The sequence below is a fragment of the Alkalitalea saponilacus genome (genome assembly GCF_900168165.1).
In the GTDB taxonomy this organism is placed as follows: Bacteria; Bacteroidota; Bacteroidia; order Bacteroidales; family Marinilabiliaceae; genus Natronoflexus; species Natronoflexus saponilacus.
This window is the reverse complement of record NZ_FUYV01000002.1, coordinates 326,491-348,412: the sequence shown is the minus strand read 5'-3', so window position 1 is coordinate 348,412 and position 21,922 is coordinate 326,491. Positions and strand designations below refer to the sequence as shown.

20 protein-coding genes are annotated in these 21,922 nt (G+C 40.4%); 12 read left to right on the top strand and 8 right to left on the bottom strand.

Features of this window, described 5'->3' with window-relative positions; all coding sequences use genetic code 11:
* Positions 1-61: 61 nt before the first annotated feature.
* The 11 genes from B5X70_RS03460 to folE all read left to right on the top strand — a co-directional run bounded on the left by B5X70_RS03460 (position 62) and on the right by folE (position 10,894).
* On the top strand, positions 62-1,312 hold the full coding sequence (locus B5X70_RS03460; protein WP_079556480.1) for a sigma-54 interaction domain-containing protein: 1,251 nt from the start codon (positions 62-64) through the stop codon (positions 1,310-1,312).
* Positions 1,296-1,823, top strand: coding sequence for an LptE family protein (locus B5X70_RS03455; protein WP_079556479.1), 528 nt, complete (start codon positions 1,296-1,298; stop codon positions 1,821-1,823). The genes B5X70_RS03460 and B5X70_RS03455 overlap by 17 nt, the downstream gene beginning before the upstream one ends.
* 33 nt (positions 1,824-1,856) lie before the next feature.
* Entirely contained in the window at positions 1,857-2,792 is a 936-nt protein-coding gene (locus B5X70_RS03450) for a hypothetical protein (RefSeq protein ID WP_143255017.1), read from the top strand.
* Positions 2,793-2,804: 12 nt separating this feature from the next.
* On the top strand, positions 2,805-3,167 hold the full coding sequence (gene secG / locus B5X70_RS03445; protein WP_079556477.1) for a preprotein translocase subunit SecG: 363 nt from the start codon (positions 2,805-2,807) through the stop codon (positions 3,165-3,167).
* A gap of 307 nt (positions 3,168-3,474) precedes the next feature.
* Positions 3,475-3,753, top strand: a complete 279-nt coding sequence (locus tag B5X70_RS03440; RefSeq protein ID WP_079556476.1) for a co-chaperone GroES — start codon at positions 3,475-3,477, stop codon at positions 3,751-3,753.
* Positions 3,754-3,785: 32 nt separating this feature from the next.
* Positions 3,786-5,423 (top strand): chaperonin GroEL, encoded by a 1,638-nt coding sequence (gene groL, locus B5X70_RS03435; RefSeq protein WP_079556475.1) that lies wholly within the window; start codon positions 3,786-3,788, stop codon positions 5,421-5,423.
* 194 nt (positions 5,424-5,617) lie between these two features.
* Entirely contained in the window at positions 5,618-7,405 is a 1,788-nt protein-coding gene (lepA, locus tag B5X70_RS03430) for a translation elongation factor 4 (protein ID WP_079556474.1), read from the top strand.
* Positions 7,406-7,875: 470 nt separating this feature from the next.
* Positions 7,876-8,478 carry a superoxide dismutase gene (locus B5X70_RS03425; protein ID WP_079556473.1) on the top strand — a complete coding sequence of 201 codons (603 nt, stop codon included), beginning with the start codon at positions 7,876-7,878 and terminating at the stop codon, positions 8,476-8,478.
* Between the two features lie 250 nt (positions 8,479-8,728).
* Positions 8,729-9,304 (top strand): superoxide dismutase, encoded by a 576-nt coding sequence (locus tag B5X70_RS03415; protein ID WP_079556471.1) that lies wholly within the window; start codon positions 8,729-8,731, stop codon positions 9,302-9,304.
* Positions 9,305-9,350: 46 nt separating this feature from the next.
* A complete protein-coding gene (locus B5X70_RS03410; RefSeq protein ID WP_079556470.1) occupies positions 9,351-9,926 on the top strand; it encodes a nitroreductase family protein in 576 nt (191 codons plus the stop codon).
* 344 nt (positions 9,927-10,270) lie between these two features.
* The gene (gene folE / locus B5X70_RS03405; protein WP_079556469.1) at positions 10,271-10,894 is read left to right on the top strand and encodes a GTP cyclohydrolase I FolE; all 624 of its coding nucleotides are present in this window, start codon (positions 10,271-10,273) and stop codon (positions 10,892-10,894) included.
* On the opposite strand, the gene B5X70_RS03400 is transcribed toward folE, so the two are convergent.
* Positions 10,891-11,751, bottom strand: coding sequence for a DUF4249 domain-containing protein (locus B5X70_RS03400; RefSeq protein WP_079556468.1), 861 nt, complete (start codon positions 11,749-11,751; stop codon positions 10,891-10,893). The genes folE and B5X70_RS03400 overlap by 4 nt on opposite strands.
* Before the next feature lie 4 nt (positions 11,752-11,755).
* The gene (locus tag B5X70_RS03395) at positions 11,756-14,095 is read right to left on the bottom strand and encodes a TonB-dependent receptor (RefSeq protein ID WP_079556467.1); all 2,340 of its coding nucleotides are present in this window, start codon (positions 14,093-14,095) and stop codon (positions 11,756-11,758) included.
* A gap of 239 nt (positions 14,096-14,334) precedes the next feature.
* On the opposite strand from B5X70_RS03395, the gene B5X70_RS03390 reads away from it, so the two are divergent.
* Positions 14,335-14,973: a porin family protein gene (locus B5X70_RS03390; RefSeq protein ID WP_079556466.1), complete on the top strand. Its 639-nt coding sequence runs from the start codon at positions 14,335-14,337 to the stop codon at positions 14,971-14,973.
* Between the two features lie 7 nt (positions 14,974-14,980).
* On the opposite strand, the gene B5X70_RS03385 is transcribed toward B5X70_RS03390, so the two are convergent.
* The 6 genes from B5X70_RS03385 to B5X70_RS03360 form a co-directional block, all read right to left on the bottom strand.
* Positions 14,981-17,947: a PEP/pyruvate-binding domain-containing protein gene (locus B5X70_RS03385; protein WP_079556501.1), complete on the bottom strand. Its 2,967-nt coding sequence runs from the start codon at positions 17,945-17,947 to the stop codon at positions 14,981-14,983.
* A 162-nt stretch (positions 17,948-18,109) separates the two neighbouring features.
* Positions 18,110-18,592, bottom strand: a complete 483-nt coding sequence (locus B5X70_RS03380) for an ExbD/TolR family protein (RefSeq protein WP_079556465.1) — start codon at positions 18,590-18,592, stop codon at positions 18,110-18,112.
* Positions 18,593-19,174, bottom strand: coding sequence for an ExbD/TolR family protein (locus tag B5X70_RS03375; RefSeq protein ID WP_079556464.1), 582 nt, complete (start codon positions 19,172-19,174; stop codon positions 18,593-18,595).
* Between the two features lie 60 nt (positions 19,175-19,234).
* Entirely contained in the window at positions 19,235-19,681 is a 447-nt protein-coding gene (locus tag B5X70_RS03370; RefSeq protein ID WP_079556463.1) for a hypothetical protein, read from the bottom strand.
* A gap of 9 nt (positions 19,682-19,690) precedes the next feature.
* Entirely contained in the window at positions 19,691-20,494 is an 804-nt protein-coding gene (locus B5X70_RS03365) for a MotA/TolQ/ExbB proton channel family protein (RefSeq protein ID WP_079556462.1), read from the bottom strand.
* A gap of 385 nt (positions 20,495-20,879) precedes the next feature.
* Entirely contained in the window at positions 20,880-21,905 is a 1,026-nt protein-coding gene (locus B5X70_RS03360; protein WP_088328633.1) for an asparaginase, read from the bottom strand.
* Positions 21,906-21,922 lie beyond the last annotated feature (17 nt).

Here is a 21,922-nt window from a genome sequence, read left to right as displayed (position 1 = left end):
TAATTATCAGCAGGGAAATTGTAACTTTGTCAGTCGAACCTGAAATTTTTGCAGTTAGATCATGAGAGATGTACAGCAAATTAAACAACGATTTGGAATTATCGGAAATTCGGAAGCGCTGAACCGTGCAATAGATGTGGCCGTTCAGGTTGCCCCGACTGATTTGTCGGTTCTTATAACCGGAGAGAGTGGAACCGGTAAAGAGGTTTTTCCGCAAATCATCCATCAGCACAGTGCCCGTAAGCATGGAGCTTATATCGCTGTAAATTGCGGCGCAATTCCAGAAGGGACTATTGACTCAGAGCTGTTTGGTCATGAAAAAGGATCATTCACGGGTGCTTTGTCCGATCGTAAAGGATATTTTGAAGAGTCCAATGGCGGGACCATCTTTCTTGATGAAATAGGGGAATTGCCTCTGGCAACACAGGTGCGGTTGTTAAGAGTTCTCGAAACAGGAGAATTTATCCGTGTTGGATCGTCCAAAATCATTAAAACCGATGTGAGGGTAGTGGCTGCCACAAATGTAAATCTGGAGCAGGCCATTGCTGACGGAAAATTCAGAGAGGATCTGTTTTACAGATTAAACAGCGTGCCGATTAAAATTCCTCCTTTACGTGAGAGGGTTGAAGATGTATATCTTCTTTTCAGGAAGTTCTCTTCAGATTTTGCAGACAGATACCGTATGCCGCCCATTCGCCTTGATGATGAAGCCCGCATGCTGTTGGAAAAATATCGCTGGCCTGGAAATATCCGGCAACTTAAAAACATTACTGAACAGATTTCGGTCATTGAGGAGCAAAGGCTCTTAACAGCTGATGTGTTTCGTAGGTACCTTCCTTCTCATGCAGGAGAGCATTTGCCAGCCATTGTTGAAGCAGAGAAAGGTAAAAATCACGATTTCAGCAATGAGAGGGAGATTCTATACAAGGTGTTGTTTGATATGCGGCGGGATATGAACGATCTTAAGAAGCTTGTTTTGGACATGCTCCAGCATGGCGGAGATCTGAGTTTGCATGGAGATAATGCGAGAATAATCAGGAATTTGTATGATAATGAGGGCGAGTTGTTAAAACCAACTGCTGCACCGGCAGCAGCCCCCACCGGATTTTCTCCGCATCAGCATGATGAAAATGAAATTGAAGACACCGAAGAGTTCATTGAAGAATCCCTCTCATTGGAGGATAAGGAAATAGAGTTGATAGAAAAAGCATTGGAGAAGCATGGAGGCAAACGAAAGAATGCCGCCAACGAGTTGGGTATCTCCGAAAGAACATTATATAGAAAGATTAAGGAATATGGAATCAGGGGTTAAAAGATTAAACTGGCCTGTATTGGTCTTTGCCATTCTGCTGTTGATGGTTGCCGGGAGCTGTTCAGTCAGAGTAACTTTCCGGGGATCATCAGTCCCGGATAACGTCAGAACCGCTTCTGTTCAATTTTTTGAGAACAGAGCCATGAACATTAACCCGCTGTTGAGTCAAACATTTACCGAAGGCATGAAAGATCGTATAACCCGTGAATCCCGGTTGGTTATCAGGGATGATATGGGAGATGTGGATTTTTCAGGAGAAATAACCGGGTACGACATCAGACCAATGGCCATTCAGGCCAATGCAGTTTCGGCTGAAACGCGTCTTACCGTCACCGTTAGGGTTCGATACAGGAACTTTAAAAGTCCTCAGACCAATTGGGAGTCTACCTTTTCCGCCCATCAGGACTTCCCCAGTGAAAGGAGCATCCACTCCATTGAGGAAGAACTGGTAAGGGATATCGTGGATCAATTAACCGAAAATATTTTTAATCGAGCATTTTCTGATTGGTAGAATATAATGAACAGACAACAATTCACAGATGTTATGCAAAATCCTTCAGTGCTCAACGAACAATCGTTGGAGCAGCTTAGGGAAGTGCTGGAAGAATATCCATTCTTCCAGGCTGGTCGCCTCTTGTGGGTTAAGAATCTTCATAATCTCGACCATATTCGTTACAACAATGAATTGAAATTGGCTGCAGCTCATATTCCTGACCGATCCCGGTTATACAGTTTAATAAACCACATTTCTCAACCTATCAATTTGGTAGAGCCGGAAAAGGAATCTCAGGAGCTGGTATCCACGGAAGTGTTACAGAAAGCTGAGCCGGAGAGTGCTTCGCCATCCCCGGATAAAGATGAAGATCAGGCAGCTGCAATCGGGGAAGACTATTTCAGCGTAGATGATGTTTATGAAACATCATCAGGAAGTCAGGTTGACTTCTCTGATGAACGTTTAAACAACAAAAAAGAGGAGGAGTTCAAATCATACCCTGAGAACATCATTCTTCCAAGCGCAGATTTTCTAGGATTCGAAACTGGTGTAGCGTCGGAATATCAATTGCCCGGTGGCAATGAGCAGGTCAGTCTGGATGAATCCCGGTCTTTCTCCGAATGGTTGAATGTTTTGCGTCATCAACCGGTTGTAAAAGGAGAGCAGTATCAGGAAGAAGAAATGCCGGAAGAGAAGAAAGATAAAAAAATGGCATTAATCGACAGTTTTTTGCAGCAAGGTGACAGGCGACGGATAAAAATTTCGGAGGAGGAGCAAAAGAAAGAAAATCCAAAGGATTTTTCATTGAGAAGTCTTCAGGAAAGCAATGATTTAATGACGGAAACACTGGCAAATATCTATATTCGTCAGAAACATTTTTTGAAGGCAATTGACATATTCAAGCAATTGAGTTTGAAATATCCCGAAAAAAACATTTACTTTGCACGTCGAATCAAAGAGTTGGAAGAAGAAATTAATAATCAGTAATAAGTTAAAGATATGTATGCATTTGTATCGGTTTTGGTGATTCTGGCCAGTATTCTGTTGATCTTAATTGTTTTGGTACAGAATTCCAAAGGAGGCGGTTTGGCCTCAAATTTTCAAGCCTCCAATCAGGTAATGGGCGTTCGTAAAACAACCGATTTTCTGGAAAAGGCTACCTGGACGCTGGCTATAGCGCTGCTCTTTTTTACTTTTGTTTCGGTAATGGTATTACCCAGAGAGCAGTTGGGGCGCCAATCTGTAATAGATGAGCAGATGCAAAATTTTGTTCCGCCTACTCCAACAGGAACACCTGCTTTTCCTATTCCTGATGAGGACGCTGATAATGTTCAGGATTTTGACCTGGATATTGAAGAATAAGTATCTAATAATAGAAAGAAAGTGTCAGAGTGTCAGTTTTACTGACACTCTTTTTTTTGCTGTCAGACTCCCCTTTTTTATACATCTAAGATTGTGTAACGTGTAGAAAATTAGTGTTTAAGCCCTTGTTTTTATGATGATAGCAGATGGGCAAAGTTTCTGGGAGTGTTAAAAGATATAAAACCCATAAGTGCAATAATGACAGTGAAACCGGCTCGTGAGAGCCGGTTTTTGCTTTGGCATGTTTTGTGAAACAAGAGATGCCGTAAATACAATAAAAATGTTTAACGATTAAATATTATTAGAAATGTCAACTTTAAAAGGAAAAATTCTGGCCGGTAAGGTTTTAGTAAAACCTCAGGCAGCTGAAGAAAAAACTTCAAGTGGTATTATCATTCCCGACTCTGCAAAGGAGAAGCCGTTAAAAGGTGAAGTGGTGCTTGTGGGCGCTGCAAAAAAAGACGAAGCGATGGAAGTTAAAGCGGGTGATCAGGTATTGTACGGAAAGTATGCAGGTACTGAGTTAAACATCGATGGCGAAGACTTTCTTTTGATTTCGCAAAGTGACATTTTATACATTGCTTAAGTTAAATCAAATAACATTAAAGACGAATAAAAATGGCTAAAGAAATTAAATTTGATATAGAAGCCCGTGAACTCCTAAAAACAGGCGTTGACGCATTGGCGAATGCAGTAAAAGTGACATTGGGACCCAAAGGTCGTAACGTTGTAATCGACAAAAAATTTGGCTCACCAATGATTACCAAAGATGGTGTAACGGTTGCCAAAGAGATCGATTTGGATGACATCTATGCCAACATGGGTGCTCAAATGGTAAAAGAGGTAGCTTCTAAAACAGGTGACGATGCCGGAGACGGAACCACCACTGCTACTGTATTGGCTCAATCTATTATTAACGTTGGTCTTAAAAACGTTACTGCCGGTGCCAATCCAATGGAGCTTAAAAGAGGAATTGATATCGCAGTTGAAAAAGTGGTTGAGAGCATTAGAGCTCAGGCACACGAAATTGGCGACGACAATAGCAAAATTGAGCAGGTAGCCAGAATTTCTGCCAATAATGAAGAGAAAATAGGCCGCCTGATTGCTGAAGCAATGGAAAAAGTTGGACGCGAAGGTGTTATTACTGTTGAGGAAGCCAAGGGAACCGAAACAACCGTTGAGGTGGTTGAAGGTATGCAATTCGATCGTGGTTATATTTCTCCATATTTTGTTACCAATACTGAGAAAATGGAAGCAGAATTAGAGAATCCATATATTCTGATTCACGACAAAAAAATTAGTACGATGAAGGACATGTTGCCTGTACTTGAGCAAACTGCTCAGTCTGGTCGTCCTTTGTTAATTATTGCTGAAGATGTTGATGGAGAAGCATTGGCTACTTTGGTAGTTAACCGTTTGAGAGGATCATTAAAGGTGGCAGCTGTTAAAGCTCCAGGATTTGGCGACCGTCGCAAAGAGATGTTGCAGGATCTTGCAGTGCTTACTGGTGGAACCGTTATATCAGAAGAGGTTGGATTGAAGCTAGAGAATACCACTCTTGAAATGTTGGGTACCGCTGAAAAAATTACCATCGATAAAGAAAACACAACCATTGTAAATGGTAGTGGTGATAAAGATGCCATTGACGCCCGTGCTTCACAAATCAAAGCTCAGATTGCTAACACTACTTCTGACTATGATCGTGAGAAACTACAGGAGCGTTTGGCGAAAATCGCAGGTGGAGTTGCCGTTCTTTACATTGGTGCTGCCTCTGAGGTTGAAATGAAAGAGAAAAAAGACCGCGTGGATGATGCATTAAGCGCAACCCGCGCTGCTGTGGAAGAAGGAATTGTTCCTGGTGGTGGAGTTGCTTATATCCGTGCCATTGCTTCTTTGGAAAACCTTAAAGGTGAAACCGAAGATGAAACAACTGGTATCGAAATTATTAAACGTGCCATCGAAGAGCCATTGCGTCAGATCGTTTTCAACGCTGGAAAAGAGGGTGCAGTAGTAGTACAAAAAGTTCGCGAAGGAAAAGATGATTTCGGATACAATGCCCGAGTGGACGAGTATCAGAACTTCTATAAAACAGGAGTTATTGATCCTGCTAAAGTAACACGTGTAGCTTTGGAAAATGCGGCTTCAATTGCAGGTATGTTCCTGACTACCGAGTGTGTTTTGGTAGAGAAGAAAGAAGACAACCCAGCACCTGCAATGCCAGGTGGTATGGGAGGTGGAATGCCAGGAATGATGTAATAAACCGCATCATACATTTCTCCAATATATATTCAAGGGACTGTCCGTTAGACAGTCCCTTTTTTGGTTCATCAGTTTTATTGAAATTTCGTTGGAAATCAATATATTTGCAGCACTTTAAATTTTTATAAAATTTAAAGGGGGAGGTTTGATAATCAAGTTATTTGATACGAGGAAGAAACCATTTTTTACAGATGAAGAACATTCGAAATTTTTGCATAATAGCCCATATTGATCATGGGAAGAGTACTTTGGCAGATCGTCTGCTCGAATTTACAAAGACTGTTTCAGGGAAGGATTTGCTAGAGCAAACCCTTGACAGCATGGATTTGGAAAGGGAGCGTGGTATTACCATAAAAAGTAAGGCCATACAAATGAAGTACGAGCATAACAATGAAAACTATACATTTAATTTAATCGATACTCCGGGGCACGTTGACTTTGCTTATGAAGTTTCCCGTGCTATCGCTGCATGCGAAGGAGCTTTGCTTATTGTTGATGCAACTCAGGGTATTCAGGCTCAAACCATCAGTAATTTATACCAGGCGGTTGATCATGATTTGACCATTATTCCCATTCTGAATAAAATGGATATGCCCAACGCCATGCCAGAGGAGGTGGAAGATCAGATTATTGACCTCATTGGCTGCGACAGAAGCGAAATCATTCATGCAAGCGGTAAAACAGGGATGGGGATTGAGAATATACTCGAAACCATTGTGCATGCAGTACCGGCTCCTAAAGGTGAACCTGAGGCTCCTTTACAGGGACTGATTTTTGATTCGGTTTTTAATTCCTTCAGAGGAATCATTGCTTATTTCAAGGTGGTAAATGGTTCAATCAAAAAGGGAGATCTCGTAAAATTTGTTAATACAGGAAAAGAATATTATGCCGATGAGGTTGGAATTTTAGGTTTAGACCTGGTTCCTCGCGGCGAGTTAAAAACTGGTGATGTTGGGTACATCATATCCGGAATAAAAACCAGTAAAGAGGTAAAAGTGGGTGATACCATCACCCACGTAAAACGTCCATGTGATAAAGCCATCGCCGGATTTGAAGAGGTGAAACCCATGGTGTTTGCCGGAGTTTATCCCATCGATACCGAAGATTATGAAGACTTGCGTGCTTCCATTGAAAAGCTTCAGTTAAACGATGCCTCATTGACCTTTCAACCCGAATCATCTGCTGCTTTGGGCTTCGGATTTCGTTGTGGTTTCCTGGGCTTGCTCCACATGGAAATTGTTCAGGAACGATTGGACAGGGAGTTTAACATGGATGTGATAACCACGGTACCAAACGTTCCATACCTGGCCTATACCAAAAAAGGTGAAAAGATCGAGGTACATAACCCATCCGGACTTCCGGATCCCGGACTCATAGAATATGTGGAAGAGCCTTACATTAGTGCGCAAATCATTAGCCACTCCGATTATATTGGAAACCTAATGAGTCTTTGTCTTGGAAAAAGAGGGGAGTTGGTTAAGCAACACTACCTCACCACCGACCGCGTGGAGCTGGTTTTTGACATGCCATTGGCCGAAATTGTATTTGATTTTTACGATAAGCTAAAAAGTATATCCAAGGGGTACGCATCCTTTGATTATCATACAACAGGTTTTCGATTATCGAAACTGGTAAAACTGGATATTCTGCTTAACGGTGAAAACGTGGATGCCCTTTCGGCTCTTACGCATTTCGACAATGCCTATGGAATGGGTAAACGGATGTGTGAGAAATTGAAGGAGCTCATTCCTCGCCAACAATTTGATGTGGCAATACAAGCCGCGATTGGTTCTAAAATTATTTCAAGAGAAACAGTGAAGGCTTTGCGTAAAGACGTTACAGCAAAGTGTTACGGAGGTGATATCTCCCGTAAACGTAAACTTCTGGAGAAACAGAAAAAAGGGAAAAAACGTATGAAGCAGGTGGGTAACGTGGAAGTTCCGCAAAAAGCGTTTCTGGCTGTTTTAAAACTTGATTAAAGGATTTTTGGTGCATCGTGTGGTTCGTTTTAGCCACAGAGATCTCAGAGGATAGTTCAAAGGGCTCAAAGATTTTCTTTGCGCCCTTTTTTGTGTAAACTGCCGTGCGTTTAATTCCACAACTCCAGTGGCAATTTTATTAGCTGCATTTAATTCTTGTATGCCTTATATGGTTTAAAAAGAAAATCTTCGTGTCTTCTTTTTGCACTTTGTGGTTAAAAATACTACGTAATACGAATTGCACATTTGCGGCTTTGGTGCTTCCCAGCTATCCACATATGCCACCTCCTGCGTCTATAATATTTTTCTCGTTTTATTCTTCCCTTATAAGCCGTGTTTGGTAAAAAAACTTATGTGCCTTATGTGGTTAAAAAGTATACCAGTATTGAACTTTTTTGTGTTCGCTATGTTTAATTATTAAACAGACTAAATAAAAACAAGATTGTTTAATCAATAAAAAAAATAGAATTATGGCTTTCGAATTACCAAAACTCGACTACGATTACAAATCATTGGAACCGCACATTGATGCAGCTACAATGGAGATACACCATAGCAAGCACCATGCTGCGTACGTAAACAACCTGAATGCGGCCATCGACGGAACAGCAGAAGCCGGAAAAACTTTGGAAGAGCTATTTAAAGGCATATCCAAGTTGAGCCCCGCCGTTAGAAACAATGGCGGAGGACATTACAATCACTCTCTATTCTGGAAAGTGATCGGTGCCAATGGAGGTGGACAGCCTGCAGGCGACTTGTTGGCTGCCATTGAAAAAGATTTTGGCTCATTTGACAAGTTCAAAGAGGAGTTCTCAAAGGCTGGTGCAACCCGCTTTGGATCAGGTTGGGCCTGGCTTGTGAAGGATGCTTCCGGTAAACTGGTTGTCACTTCATCCCCAAATCAGGATAACCCTTTAATGGATGTTGCCGAAGTAAAAGGTACGCCCATTTTAGGAATGGATGTATGGGAACATGCTTATTATCTTAAATATCAAAACCGTCGTCCCGACTATATCCAGGCATTCTGGAACGTGGTGAACTGGGACGAGGTGGCAAGCCGTTTCAAAGGCTGATACAAGTAGAATTAAGACATTAGAAACAAGAGACTCTCTGGAAAGGAAATTAGTTCATGTGTTGTAGATGTGTGGACTTGAGATGACTACCGAATCATGGCTGATGGTGTAGGCAGAACTAATAACTCCCTTTTCAGGGAGTTTTTTGTGCACAATAGCATATGTCGATTTCTTGTCCGATTTCTTTGAATTCTCCGGTTTTTGGTTAAATTTGTTACAAAACGTAACAAATAACCAAAAACTATCAGCCATGACATTTAAATTGCCCGAATTGCCTTACACGCTTGATGCTTTAGAACCTGTCATCTCAAAAAAGACATTGGAATTTCACTATGGTAAGCATCATCAAACTTACGTTGACAAACTAAACGGCCTGATTAAAGGTACTGAATTTGAAAATGCAGACATTGAAACCATCGTAAAGTCATCACAAGGAGGGATTTTTAACAATGCTGCACAAGTTTGGAATCACACATTTTATTTTTCGTCGTTTTCACCTAAAGGTGGAGGAGAACCTTCCGGAGAATTGGCGAGTGCCCTTAATAGTGCTTTTGGATCTTTCGAGCACTTCAAAGTAAAATTTGCCGATGCGGCAGCAACACTATTTGGTAGTGGTTGGGCCTGGCTTGTTAAAAACAAGGAAGGGAAACTTGAAATTGTGCAGGAGAGCAATGCCGGAAATCCTATGTGTAAAGGATTAACTCCTCTTTTGACATGCGATGTATGGGAACATGCCTATTATCTCGATTATCAGAATAAACGACCGGAATACATTGAGAAATTATGGGATTTAATAGATTGGAAAGTGATCGAAAGTCGCTTTTAATTTTCAAAAATGTATCAACAGGTTAAACTCCTAAATCATTTATGTTATGAGTAATTTAAAAGATCTTGTTTTACGAAGCCGCAGTTGTCGCCGGTTTTTTGAGAATGAGCCTGTATCCAGAGAGGTTTTGATGGAGTTGATTGATTTGGCGCGATTATCGCCATCTGCACGCAATGCTCAAACAATTAAATATATTATATCCAACACACCGGAAAAAAATCAACTAATTTTTCCACATTTAGCCTGGGCAGGATATCTTAAGGATTGGGATGGCCCCGAAAAGGGTGAACGTCCACCCGCTTACCTGATGATGTTGAGTGATACCCGGATTTCTGACAACTATTTTTGCGATGAAGGTATTGCAGCGCAGTCCATTCTATTGGGGGCAACAGAAAAAGGGCTTGCAGGCTGTATTGTAGGTTCTATTGAGCGTTTAAAACTTCAAAAGGATTTAAAAATACCAAAGCATTTTAAAATAATTCAGGTTGTCGCTTTGGGTAAACCGAAGGAGAAGGTTGTAATTGAAACATCTAAAGATGGCGATATTAAATATTATCGAGATGAAAATGGAATTCATTATGTCCCCAAAAGGCCGTTGGATGAACTCATATTAGAGTTGTGATTAAGAACATTGCAATATTTTCAGATAAAAAATCCGCAATATTGCGGATTTTTTAATTTTAATTGGTTGCTAAATTAATTATTTGTCTTTTTAATGTGAAGATTGTTAGTGTAATATCTGTTGTGTGTTTTTTCTGGCCTGCATGAATAAAAATATAGCATTTTGTTGTGATCAAAACGCTTTAATGTTTGTTTAAAGATATATGCTGGTTTGTAAAACAAATTAATTGAATATTTTTGCACCTTGATATCACTTAGTGATGGTTTTTCAGAAGGCACATCTTAAAGCACTGCCACTTAGGATATTTTGACAGTAGGGATGTAAACATTTTAAAAAGGAATGTCATGGAATTTACTTTGAATGGAGATAATGGATATATCAAGAAGGAGTCGTATGACGATGAGACCACGCAACGATTATCTGAAGTATATAAGGAGTCGTTAGAACTATTGGGAGAAGATACTTCTCGTGAAGGGTTGGAGAAAACTCCACTACGGGTAGCAAAGGCCATGCAGTTTTTAACTCAGGGTTATAATATGTCGCCGGAAGATATTATTCGCTCGGCAATGTTTCGTGAAGATTATCAACAGATGGTGGTTGTAAAGGATATAGAGCTTTACTCTTTATGTGAGCATCACCTTCTTCCTTTTTTTGGAAAAGCTCATGTTGCATACATCCCGCGTCATCATATCACCGGTTTGAGTAAAGTGGCCCGGGTAGTAGAAGCCTTTGCCCGCAGGTTGCAGGTGCAGGAACGGCTTACCACTCAAATAAAGGAGTGCATTGATAGCACGCTTAACCCCCTTGGAGTTGCAGTGGTGATTGAAGCGCAGCACATGTGTATGCAGATGCGTGGTGTACAAAAACAACACTCAGTAACTACCACCAGTGATTTTACCGGAGCATTTTTGAAAAATATGGCAACCAGGGGAGAATTTTTCAATATAATTGGTTCAAAATTGCATTAATCATGCAGAAGAGGGTCGTAATAAAGGCTTAATGTATCCACCATCATGGTAGTGAAAATACCAAAAGCTCCATTGCTAATATTTCCAGGAGTATTGGCAGGAGGCCCTCCAAATAAAGGGCTACTTATAGTATTTTCCCTCTGTAGTGCTACTATAAAGTTATAGAATTCTTCTGTAATGGAGTTCATAGCCAAGATTATCTTATCTCCTTCGTTCATTATGTTTCTTGCAGGATCGGCGCTGATTGATTGCACCCACAATCCATTAACATATTTTCCACGAAAGAATGTGTTATTTGTAACTGTCCAGTCTTTGGGCCTTGAGGTAAATAAATAGTCGTTTTTTTTCAGTCTAAACATATAGTAATTGCTAAGGTTTGGAGAATCTTGAAACCATGCTAGGACTTGCCAAACATCAAGAATTTCATGAAGTTGCATCTGTATGGAGTCTAAACTAATATTATTGGGCATGGTGCTGGAAGCAGTGTAATACTCAGGATGGTCTCCTTTTTCTGCATTAGTAGTAATATGAAGCGTATATGTTGTTCCCGGCTGCAGATTCAGGTTATATGGTTCAGTAAAGTAATATCCAGGATGCTCAATGGATTCCCTTAATTCAATCATTAAATCCTTATAGCCAATTGAAACTTGGGCCCCAGTTACGGGCTCAGGCTCATTTTCGTTGAAATAGGCCATTGATTTTGATAGGAATACAATCTGTAACTCGTCCTCATTTGTAATGATTGCATCAACCACCAAACGTTCAGGAGCAGTTTTGAGTTCCAGATCTATAACTTCGGTACAACCCCACAGGAATGATATGAACAGTGTGATAAAAATGATGTTGATATGTTGCATGTTACTAGAATTTAATGGTATAGGCAATGGATGGGATTATTGAGAACAGATAGGTCATTTCAGCATATCTATAACCTGGTTTCACATATTCATCGCCTGTAAAGTTAATGAGCCAGGCATTTTTTCTGCCGTAAAGGTTATATACTGAAAAGTTCCATTCACTTTGCCATGGTCTGTCTGGTTGCTTTCTGTTTCGTAAAGTAACCGATATATCCATCCGATGATAATCAGGCATCCGTTCAGCATTTCTGTCAGAGTAAATGGGCACCACCCCGCTCTGAAAACTATATCGCCCAACTGGCATGGTTACAGGAGCACCAGTAAAGTAAACCCAGTTTCCTGATATGTTAAGTCTTTCATTTAGGTTATACATCAAAACAATTGAAAAATCATGAGTGCGGTCATATGGTGATAAATACCAATTTCCACTATTTATCCACTGGCTATACCTCTCCGCCCTGGAAAATGTATATGATAACCATCCTGAAACTTGAGTTCCTGAATACCGACTCATCCACTCAATTCCACGAGAGCGTGCTTTCCCCGGTCGCACTTCGGCTTCAAGGGCTTCGTTAACAAGCAAATCAGGATGATCCTTAAAGTCAATAGCATTTTTGTTGTGTTTTATATAAACCTCCAACGAATGATTCCATATCCCCGACAAATTTGAATAAAAAAATCCGGTAGAGAACTGATGTCCTATTTGGGGTTTAATATTGGGAGAACTTGTGAACCATACATCCAGAGGAGTGGATGATGAGGAGTTGGTTGCAAGATGAAGGTATTGGCGGCTGTTTGTGTAGCTCCCTTTTAGTGTTAAATTTGGAGATATTAAATACGAAATTCCTAACCGGGGCTCCAGACCTGAATATGAGTTAAATATTTTTCCACCTGTGTGTATTAGTGTATCTAAAACTCTAAACTCGTCATCCAAACTAAAGGTTTGCCCACCTCCGATGTTTTGAAATAATGAATATCTTAAACCATACCTTAGGGATATATAATCGCTGATTTGATGCGAATGACTGATGTATAAGGCATTTTCTAATGAATTTGAGTCAGGAACCCGAAGATCGGTAATAAATGCCTCCTCATTGGGACTGGTAATAATGGCTGGTTTAATATTCCGAAAGGTTGATTGTATTCCAAAACTCCACTGACTTTCAGAAGATGCGTAATAAGTGAAATCGTATTTTAAACTATAATCATTTAATTTAGATTTCCATGTAATCCTCTGGAATTCATCGCCCGAACTTCCCAGGAAGTAGTCATACCTACTGGTTATTAACGAGAGGTTTCCAAACAAGCGAGGGTTAAATACTCTGCTCCATCGGAGTGAGGCAGCTTTGTTCCCAAAATTCATTTTCGCAAGATCATTTGAAAAAACATCTCTTCCGAGGTATGTGCTCAAAAAGATGCGGTTGTTGTCATCGGCAATATAGTTGAGTTTAAGGTTCAGATCATAGAAGTATAGGCTGTTGTCTTTGATCTCTTCATCGTTGGCAAGGGGTAGAAACATGTCAAGGTATGTTCTCCTCGCACTTGTAAGAAATGATGCTTTATTTTCAATGACAGGGCCTTCCAGCATCAATCTGCTTGAAATGATACCAATGCCGGCGATGCCGGCCATTTGGTTCATGTTCCCGTCTCTGCTTCGAACATCTACCAGTGAGGCTATTCTCCCTCCTGCATAGGCAGGAAGATCCCCCTTATAAGTGGTTACTTCTTTTATTGCATCATTATTAAATATGGAGAAAAATCCCAGAAGGTGTCCCGCGTTATAAACAGTCGCTTCATCAAGTAATATCAGATTTTGATCCGGATCGCCGCCCCGCACAGATAAGGAAGTTGAACCTTCGCTTGTTGCTGATATGCCAGGCAATAGCTGGAGAGTTTTCAATGGATCTGACTCACCAAAAATAACGGGGGTTGAGTTGATGGTTAAAGCATCCAGAGTTTCAGTTCCCATAATAGGATTTCGTCTTAGGTCATCACGGGTTGATGAAAGTATTTCAATTTCTCCAATCTGCTCAGTACGCGGTGTCAAGGCCGGATTGATTCTTATATCCCTGATTATATCGATCTCCTTTTCCAGAGATTCGTAACCCACAAACGCAATTTGAATGTTGTGATTTCCAGCAGGAACTGATAACGAAAAGTATCCGTATGCATTGGTTGAAGTGCCTGTAGAGATCTCTTTTATAAGGATGGTTGCGCCGGGAAGGACTTCACCTGTTAAAACATCTTTTACATAACCGCTGATTACAGGATGCCTGGCATCATGTTGTGCATTTATGCACAACATGTTGGCTAACAGAATTATTATGAAACGAAACTTCAGCATTAAGGTGGTTCTTGTTTTAACCCGGCTGTTGTTGATAAAAATCCACACAATGAATAAACATCTGATGATGGTTATTTATTATCAAATATCAGTAAATTCAAAGTTTAGCGCAAATTATACTTAGAAAACCAAAGGGTTTTTCCTATTTGCACGATATTTGTTAAATGTGCATTAAACTTATACATTTGCTTTAGTTAGATGTTTTGATATTTTTATTTATTCACTTAATAAAATTCACAATGAAACGAATATTGATATTTTTGCCTGCAGTGTTTTTATTATTCACTGTGGCCGAAGCACAAAGCCGTTTTGAGTTGGGATTAAAGGCAGGATATAATTCAACCTCTTTTAATACCGGGAAGGTTGATCGATTAGGCGATTACACCTTTCAGGATGCCAAGGATGATTTCAGGAGTGGTTTTATGATTGGTGCTTATTCAAGAATAGGTTTGTTTGGCAATTTGTCTCTCCAGCCCGAGTTGTATTACGCTCGGAAAAGTGGCTCAACTGAATTTATTGGCGCATCTAATGGTGTTTTTAACGAGAAAGTAACGTACTACAGTTGGGATTTACCCATACTTGCTCACTTAAGAGTTCTTGATTTAAAAGTAGCCAATGTATATGGAGTCGTTGGTCCTGTGGCCTCTTTTCAGGCAAGTGAACGATCTTCAGTTTCAGGAGATCTTGCTTCTGTGTGGTCTGGAGATCGTTTGAATGATGTCAACTGGAATTTTCAGGCCGGTTTGGGTGCTCAGGTTTGGAAATTTAGTCTCGATGCACGTTATGAGTGGGGATTGAATGATGTATCCCGCAGTGAACTGGACCGAAAGAGTCGGACATTGATGTTCACGTTGGGATACAGACTTTTTGGATTTTGACAATAACTTATTTGGGGTAAAGCATTGCTGCTTTACCCTCTTTTCCATCAATATTGAGAACAAGCGGTGAGCTTGTTCTCACATGTCGAATATGTGATGTCTCTTTTACTGCTTTTTGCTCATTTAGCCATTCCAGATTCATTTTTCCTTGCCCCAAATGAGTGTTTAAATATATATAGGCAACGCGCAATGAAGTAAGGTTTTGAAAGAAGTGCGTACCCTGGCTGGGTTCAACATGGTAATTCTCCAATCCCATTTCTACAATGGCTCTTGCCCCGCATATTTGTGGCCATTTTACAGGAACACCAAGCCACGGATCCTGTGATCCCCAACGACCTGGGCCAACAAGGAGGTAGGGTCGATTGCTTTTTTGAAGCAGATCATTTATAGACTCAATTTCACTGGCAATGGCAGAATTGTTGGCCGGCTTAAAAACTTCAGGTTTAATATATACAATGTCTCTTATTTCATTTATGGTACCATTGCCAAGCGCTGATTCACTATATAAAAATGTATTTTCCGAATCTTCAACTGTAATGGCGGGACCCAGCGAGGTTCTGCTGTCAACAATAGGTCTGATTTGAAGCAGGTAGAAAACCGACGGCATATCGTCAGGTGTTTGTAAATCTACGGCAAACTCAATTTCAACAGGTTGGTTCATCTCTTTTTGACCTGTTTCAAGAATTTCCTTTACAATTTGAGCTAAAGGGAACACGTCATATTTAAGTATGTTGGCAAATGTAACAAGAGGGTATCCTTCGCCCATGGTGCCATCCCGCACCACATAATTCTGCATGTCCAGCAAAGAACCAATCCAGCGCATTGAGCCATCTTTAAGGGCGGCACTCAGATCATGTTTGCGTATGTTGATACCATCGTCAACAACAGGAGAGAATGTGCTTGCATCCAGATCCAGGGCATAGAAGGTTTTTTGAGTTTCCCGAATGGTCATGTCCGGAGAGGAAAGCTGGATGACTTTTTGTGGATACTTTGGCGAAAATCGCAAAGAAGTACCTCCGTCAACAATATGTTTTCCCAAACCAAGTGCTACATTCACAATTCCTTCTTCGGATTTTTCCGGTGGGATGGGATAGAAATTGACTGATCTGGCAACACCTGAGAAAGTAGGGTAGAACCTGTTTTCATGCTCCTGTCCAACGATCTCCTGAAGCACAATTCCCATGCGCTCTTCATCTATGAGATTTAGCGTACTGGCCATGTATGCCTTGCTCGACTTAAAATAAACCGATGCATAAACACATTTAATGGCATCACCAATTTGTTTTGCCATTTCCTCACAATCCTGATTGTGAGCAATCATGTATGTTGAGTATATACCTGCAAATGGTTGGTGATGGCTGTCCTCCAAAATGCTTGATGAACGAACTGCTATGGGCTTTCGCACCACCTGTGCAAGTTTAAGCAGGCTTTTCTCTACTCCAGCGGGCAGCTTGGCAGCCACAAATTCTTTTAATATATCTTCATCAGGCACTTCCGATAACCCGATAGGGTAGAGATTGTTGTTTTCCATAAAGGCTTCAAAAATATCTACTCCCAACACTACAGTCCTGGGTATTGAAATGAGGACATCTTCAAAACTTTTAAAAACCGGGTATTTTTTAATCAGTGTACTCAAAAAGGCAAGCCCTCTGGCTTTACCTCCCAAAGAACCTTCACCAATGCGTGCAAAATTGACGTATTCATCAAACCTATCGCTGTCGAAAGAGGCAATGATGCCTCTTCCTTTATACATTCTGAAATGCGCAATGATATGAAACAGGTCATTTTTGATTTGATCAATATCTGAGTCATCATTAACTTTAAGATCTTTAACTACATCGGCAATGGAAAAAAGTGCACGGGCAGTCAGCCATTTAGAAACATGATCCCTTTTGAAGTGGTAGTGAAGGGATTCGTTCGGAATGCTTAACAATTTATCCTGCAACTCACGCAAATCACTGACCCTGTTAACTTCTTCACCGGTAGCAGGGTTGATAAATATAAAATCACCAAATGCCAGATAATTGTTAAGGAAATCTTTAAGCTCCTGTAAAAGAAACTTTGAGTGCTTATGAATGAACCCGACTTTAACCTCCTTTGCCGTTTGTGTGATGCTTTGATCAGACGACTGAAGCAGAAACGGCATGTATGGATTCTCTTTTTTTACAAGTTTTGCCAATGCAACTCCTGCCTCTGAATCTTTCACTCCATCGTGTTTAAAAGATACATCGGAGATGATGCCGAGCATATTTTTGTTATACTTTTTATAAATAGAGGCGGCTTCTTCAAAAGTTCGTGCCAGAAGGATTTTTGGGCGTCCTCGCATTCTCATCATCTTTTGATGGGCGTTTAGCCCTTCTGTCATAAATTTGCGTGATTGCTTAAAGAGGATTTTGTATATCAGCGGCAGATAACTTGAGTAAAATCGCACGGAATCCTCTACCAGCAGAATGGTTTGCACTCCTATTTCGGGTACGTCATAAGGCGCATTCATATTATCCTCAATCAGCTTTATAATAGCTAAGAGCAGATCAGTGTTTCCCAACCAGCAGAAAACGTAATCGATGGCACTGGTGTCTTCTTTGCTGAGGTACAAAGACACCTCCCTTGAAAAGGGTGTAAGAACAACAATTGGGATGTTTGAATAGCTGTCTTTGATCTTTTTTGAGAGAGAAAATGGATCCATACCACCAACACTCAACATGGTAATAACAAGATCAATCTTTGTCGTTTGAAGTGTCTCAAAAGCTTCCTCTGCTGAAGCTACATGTATGAATTGGGGCGGATGCCTTAAACTAAGGGATACATATTCATTGAAAATCTGTTCGTCAATCCGGCCATCTTCCTCAAGCATAAAAGCATCGTAAGAACTGCATATGAGCAAAACTCGATGGATGCGTTTTTGCATTAACTGGTCGAAGGCGGTGTCTTCAAACTGGTTCTGAACGTTATAGTATTTTTGTTCTATGCTCATGATTTTGATTTGATTGGAGATGATTGTGAAAAGGGGATTCTGTTCAGGGTTCAGAGTTTTAATATAGATGATTTTTTGATTTAAAACAAGAACGGTCAATCCGCTATGCGAATTGACCGTTCTTGTTTATTAATATAGTGTGCCTATTTAAAATCTATGATTTTAAAAATTATAGGCCAGATCATCACCTTGTCTTGCGGAGTAATTAATCCTCAAGGCTTGTGCTCTTCTTAATGCTTGTTTAATGTCGGTAATGATACCCATTGGACAATCATAGTCAGCTTTAATGGAAACAGTCATAAGAGGTCTTTCGTGTTCTCTCATGGCTTCTCTTTCCTGCGCAATAAATGATTGTATATCCTCAGGAGTTGCAAACTGATCATTTAACTGAATGCGTGGCTCAGTTCCGTGACTCCTTTGATACTGCCGCATAGGTACTCCAACATAAATGTAAGTCACCAGAGATTTTCTCTCAAGTCTACTTAATTCAGTGGCTTCGGGTAATCTTGTAATCACCTTCATTTCCACCTCTTTCATAGTAGTACTTACCATGAAGAAGAACAGCAACATAAAAACGATGTCGGGTAACGAAGCTGTGTTAATCGCTCCTGATCCACCTTTCTTTTTCTTTTTAAATTTTGCCATCTAGTTTCTTCCTCCAAAATTACGTGGTTCTGCTTCAGATATTCTTTGTGGGTATATCTGTCGTACTGCGGACTGCTCGTCAGAAGTCAGATCTCTGTAGGGTCTGTTGAACTGACGTCTGCTAATCTCATCACGGAGTTCAGTATAAGCTGCCTGAAGTTCATTTTGCACCGCCAAATACATTTGATATTGCGTACCCCGGTCATTTTGGAGAGAGATTACCGCATTGGTTGTTACGGGAACTGTTCCAAAAAAAGGTACGTCTACCATTTCTTTAGCTGGCAAATGATCCAGGTTCAAAGGGTTTTCAATGAACTCTTTTGCTGCATCTCTTAGTTGGCTCAAAGCCATTGGTTGTCTTTCAACCAAAAGCTGGTTTTGAGCATTTATGAGCACCTCAAATACATTTCGCTCCCTGATTGGTGGCGGGGGCTCCTGGTCATCCAGTACCGGTGGGGGTAACATTCTGGTCAACCCTGTATCTGTATCCATGGTGGTGGTCATAAGGAAGAAGATCAGCAGCAGGAAAGCAATGTCTGCCATTGAACCTGCGTTAACTTCCTGTATATCTCTTTTAGCCATAGAAAATAATTCTTTTTCTGTTGTTATACCATTGGTAATGGTATAGGTTTGTTACCATTGTTAGCGAAACAGCCTCGATACTTCTGTATACAGAATGGCTGCAATTGCTATACCAAACAAAAAGTACATTGAGTATAGAAATGTATCTGCCAACATTAGCATGGAAGGTACATTATCAGGTCCGTCATAGCCAGGTAAAACCAAAGCTGTGGCGTCTCCAAGACTATATGCAACCAGCACGATGATGGCCAGTCCTACAATAGAAATCAAGGAGCGAATTGCACTTTTAGGACGCAGAACCAAAGCTATGATTTCAGCAATGATAGAGATAGCTGCTGCAAATATTACGAGAGCAATGGCCCAATTTAATATACTTTCTGTGTAAACAGGTGTTTTGTAAGCTGCTCCTTCAATCTCTCCGCCGAAATAGAATAACCCGGCCAATGCGATTGTAACAGCCAACAATACATATAAAACAATGTTTAATATCTTTGAAAGCTTAGTCATAATTTGGTCTTATTTTTTGGTGTTATATTTTACCAGGATATCCAATAGAGAGATAGAAGCGTCTTCCATGGTGTTTACAATTCCATCAATTTTTGAAACGATGTAGTTGTAGAATACCTGAAGAATAATCGCAACAATCAAACCAGATACTGTGGTAATCAAAGCAACCTTAATACCTCCAGCAACCGCAGATGCAGAAATGTCACCCATTGCCTGAATGTTATCAAATGCATCGATCATACCGATTACTGTTCCCATAAACCCAAGCATAGGAGCAATGGCGATAAACAGAGAAATCCAGGTCATTCCTTTTTCCAAAAGTCCCATTTGAACTGATCCGTAAGAAATAACTGATTTTTCAATCACTTCAATGCCTTCATCGTAACGATCAAGTCCCTGATAAAAAATTGAAGCGACAGGACCTCTGGTGTTACGGCAAACTTCTTTTGCTGCCTCAACGCCACCTTCCTGAAGGGCATTCTCAACATCCTGAAGTAATTTCTTTGTGTTGGTAGATGCCAGGTTCAGATAAATGATACGCTCGATACAGATAGCCAAACCGAAGATAAGAGCTAGTAACACAAAACTCATGAATATGGCACCACCTTCAATGAATTTAGCTTTAATTTCTTTGTGGATGCCACGATCCTCAGCCTCTTCCAACCCTTCCTCTGCAACTGTTACCGGAGCTGCCTGAGCTGCTTGGTTTACAACTTCGGTTCCTACTGTTTCTTCTTCCTGAGCAAAAATGGCTGATGAACTTAAAAAGTTAAGCATCCCAACAACTGCCAAAAACGCAATTAGCTTTTTCATAATGTGTTCTTAATTTGAAATTTGTATTGGTTTGTTAATACTCAATGATCATATTTATTTTAAAACATTGAAAACAAAAATAATTGTATCTGTTACGAAAAACAAATATTTGCCATCAGAATTTAAAATATTTAACGCCTAGAGGGTGCTTATATTATCTTTAATGGCGAATAGCTGTTTTTAAACACGCTATAACGTAAACAAACGTTAAAATATGCTGATTGTTAATGAGTTCAACTTGCTCTTTTGCCGCTCGTTGTAACCCTTTTGTTATTGTTTTGACTCACTATTATTTATTATGAATTCGGAATCTTAAATTTTTTTGTTGATTTTAGAATTGCCAAACCGGGTGCAAATTACAAAAAAAATATAAAATAGCGCTTGATTAAAGTGTTATTTCACCCTTAAGGTTTTTATTCAGGTTCTTTTTTACCTCTTCGGGTGAATTGCTGTTGGCTAATAGATACATCATCTTAGTTACAGCTGATTCGGTGGTCATATCGTGTCCACTGATAACACCGAGCCCGGAAAGATGCATGCCTGTTTCATACCGCCACATTTCCACGCTGCCTGCAAGGCATTGTGTAACGTTAAGAATGATTAGCCCTTTACGGACAGCATTTTCTAAGGCATCAAGAAACCATTTATGGGTTGGTGCATTCCCGGAGCCGTATGTTTCCAGTATTACAGCTTTTATTCCTTCCGCCTGAAGAAGAGCGTTTAAAACCCAGGGGGTAATTCCCGGAAATATTTTTATTAGCGCAATAGAAGTGTTCATCTTTTTTGATGCATAGAATTGGCCTTCTTCTGTGGCGTATCGGATATAGGGATAGTTATATTTTATATGAACCCCAACTTCTGCCAAAGCAGGATAATTATCTGATCTGAATGGATGAAAATGCTCTGCATTATATTTGGTCGTTCGATTCCCCCTAAAAAGTTTATCCTGAAAATATATGGCCACTTCGGGAACCATTGCACGTCCGTTTTTTTGAGCTGATGCAATCTCTATTGCCGTTAGAAGATTTTCTTTGCCATCTGTACGAATGGCTCCCAACGGGAGCTGGCTGCCGGTAAGTATCACCGGCTTGTTTAGGTTGTGCAGGAGAAAACTGAGCGCGCTTGCCGTATAGGCCATGGTGTCGGTACCATGAAGTACAACAAAACCTTCATATTCATGGTATTTTTCTTCTATTATTGAGGCCAGTTGAATCCAGATTTCCGGACGCATCATGGTGCTGTCCACAGCTGGACTAAAGGAGGTGCTTTCTACTAAAAAATCGAATTTATTGAGCTCGGGAACGCGTTGATAGATGTTATCAAAATCGAAGGGAACCAGGTAATTCGTCGTGGTGTCTTTAACCATTCCAATTGTTCCACCGGTGTATATGATTAGGAGTTTTTGTCTCACTTTTAAAATGATTAGGT

What these genes read in the sequence shown, in the direction of transcription:
- B5X70_RS03395 (WP_079556467.1), bottom strand. Translation starts at nt 14,095, where the DNA reads ATGCTGAAGTTTCGTTTCATAATAATTCTGTTAGCCAACATGTTGTGC.
- B5X70_RS03455 (WP_079556479.1), top strand. Translation starts at nt 1,296, where the DNA reads ATGGAATCAGGGGTTAAAAGATTAAACTGGCCTGTATTGGTCTTTGCC.
- B5X70_RS03380 (WP_079556465.1), bottom strand. Translation starts at nt 18,592, where the DNA reads ATGGCAAAATTTAAAAAGAAAAAGAAAGGTGGATCAGGAGCGATTAAC.
- B5X70_RS03450 (WP_143255017.1), top strand. Translation starts at nt 1,857, where the DNA reads ATGCAAAATCCTTCAGTGCTCAACGAACAATCGTTGGAGCAGCTTAGG.
- secG (WP_079556477.1), top strand. Translation starts at nt 2,805, where the DNA reads ATGTATGCATTTGTATCGGTTTTGGTGATTCTGGCCAGTATTCTGTTG.
- B5X70_RS03390 (WP_079556466.1), top strand. Translation starts at nt 14,335, where the DNA reads ATGAAACGAATATTGATATTTTTGCCTGCAGTGTTTTTATTATTCACT.
- B5X70_RS03460 (WP_079556480.1), top strand. Translation starts at nt 62, where the DNA reads ATGAGAGATGTACAGCAAATTAAACAACGATTTGGAATTATCGGAAAT.
- B5X70_RS03385 (WP_079556501.1), bottom strand. Translation starts at nt 17,947, where the DNA reads ATGAGCATAGAACAAAAATACTATAACGTTCAGAACCAGTTTGAAGAC.
- B5X70_RS03365 (WP_079556462.1), bottom strand. Translation starts at nt 20,494, where the DNA reads ATGAAAAAGCTAATTGCGTTTTTGGCAGTTGTTGGGATGCTTAACTTT.
- folE (WP_079556469.1), top strand. Translation starts at nt 10,271, where the DNA reads ATGGAATTTACTTTGAATGGAGATAATGGATATATCAAGAAGGAGTCG.
- B5X70_RS03375 (WP_079556464.1), bottom strand. Translation starts at nt 19,174, where the DNA reads ATGGCTAAAAGAGATATACAGGAAGTTAACGCAGGTTCAATGGCAGAC.
- B5X70_RS03440 (WP_079556476.1), top strand. Translation starts at nt 3,475, where the DNA reads ATGTCAACTTTAAAAGGAAAAATTCTGGCCGGTAAGGTTTTAGTAAAA.
- lepA (WP_079556474.1), top strand. Translation starts at nt 5,618, where the DNA reads ATGAAGAACATTCGAAATTTTTGCATAATAGCCCATATTGATCATGGG.
- B5X70_RS03410 (WP_079556470.1), top strand. Translation starts at nt 9,351, where the DNA reads ATGAGTAATTTAAAAGATCTTGTTTTACGAAGCCGCAGTTGTCGCCGG.
- B5X70_RS03400 (WP_079556468.1), bottom strand. Translation starts at nt 11,751, where the DNA reads ATGCAACATATCAACATCATTTTTATCACACTGTTCATATCATTCCTG.
- B5X70_RS03425 (WP_079556473.1), top strand. Translation starts at nt 7,876, where the DNA reads ATGGCTTTCGAATTACCAAAACTCGACTACGATTACAAATCATTGGAA.
- groL (WP_079556475.1), top strand. Translation starts at nt 3,786, where the DNA reads ATGGCTAAAGAAATTAAATTTGATATAGAAGCCCGTGAACTCCTAAAA.
- B5X70_RS03370 (WP_079556463.1), bottom strand. Translation starts at nt 19,681, where the DNA reads ATGACTAAGCTTTCAAAGATATTAAACATTGTTTTATATGTATTGTTG.
- B5X70_RS03415 (WP_079556471.1), top strand. Translation starts at nt 8,729, where the DNA reads ATGACATTTAAATTGCCCGAATTGCCTTACACGCTTGATGCTTTAGAA.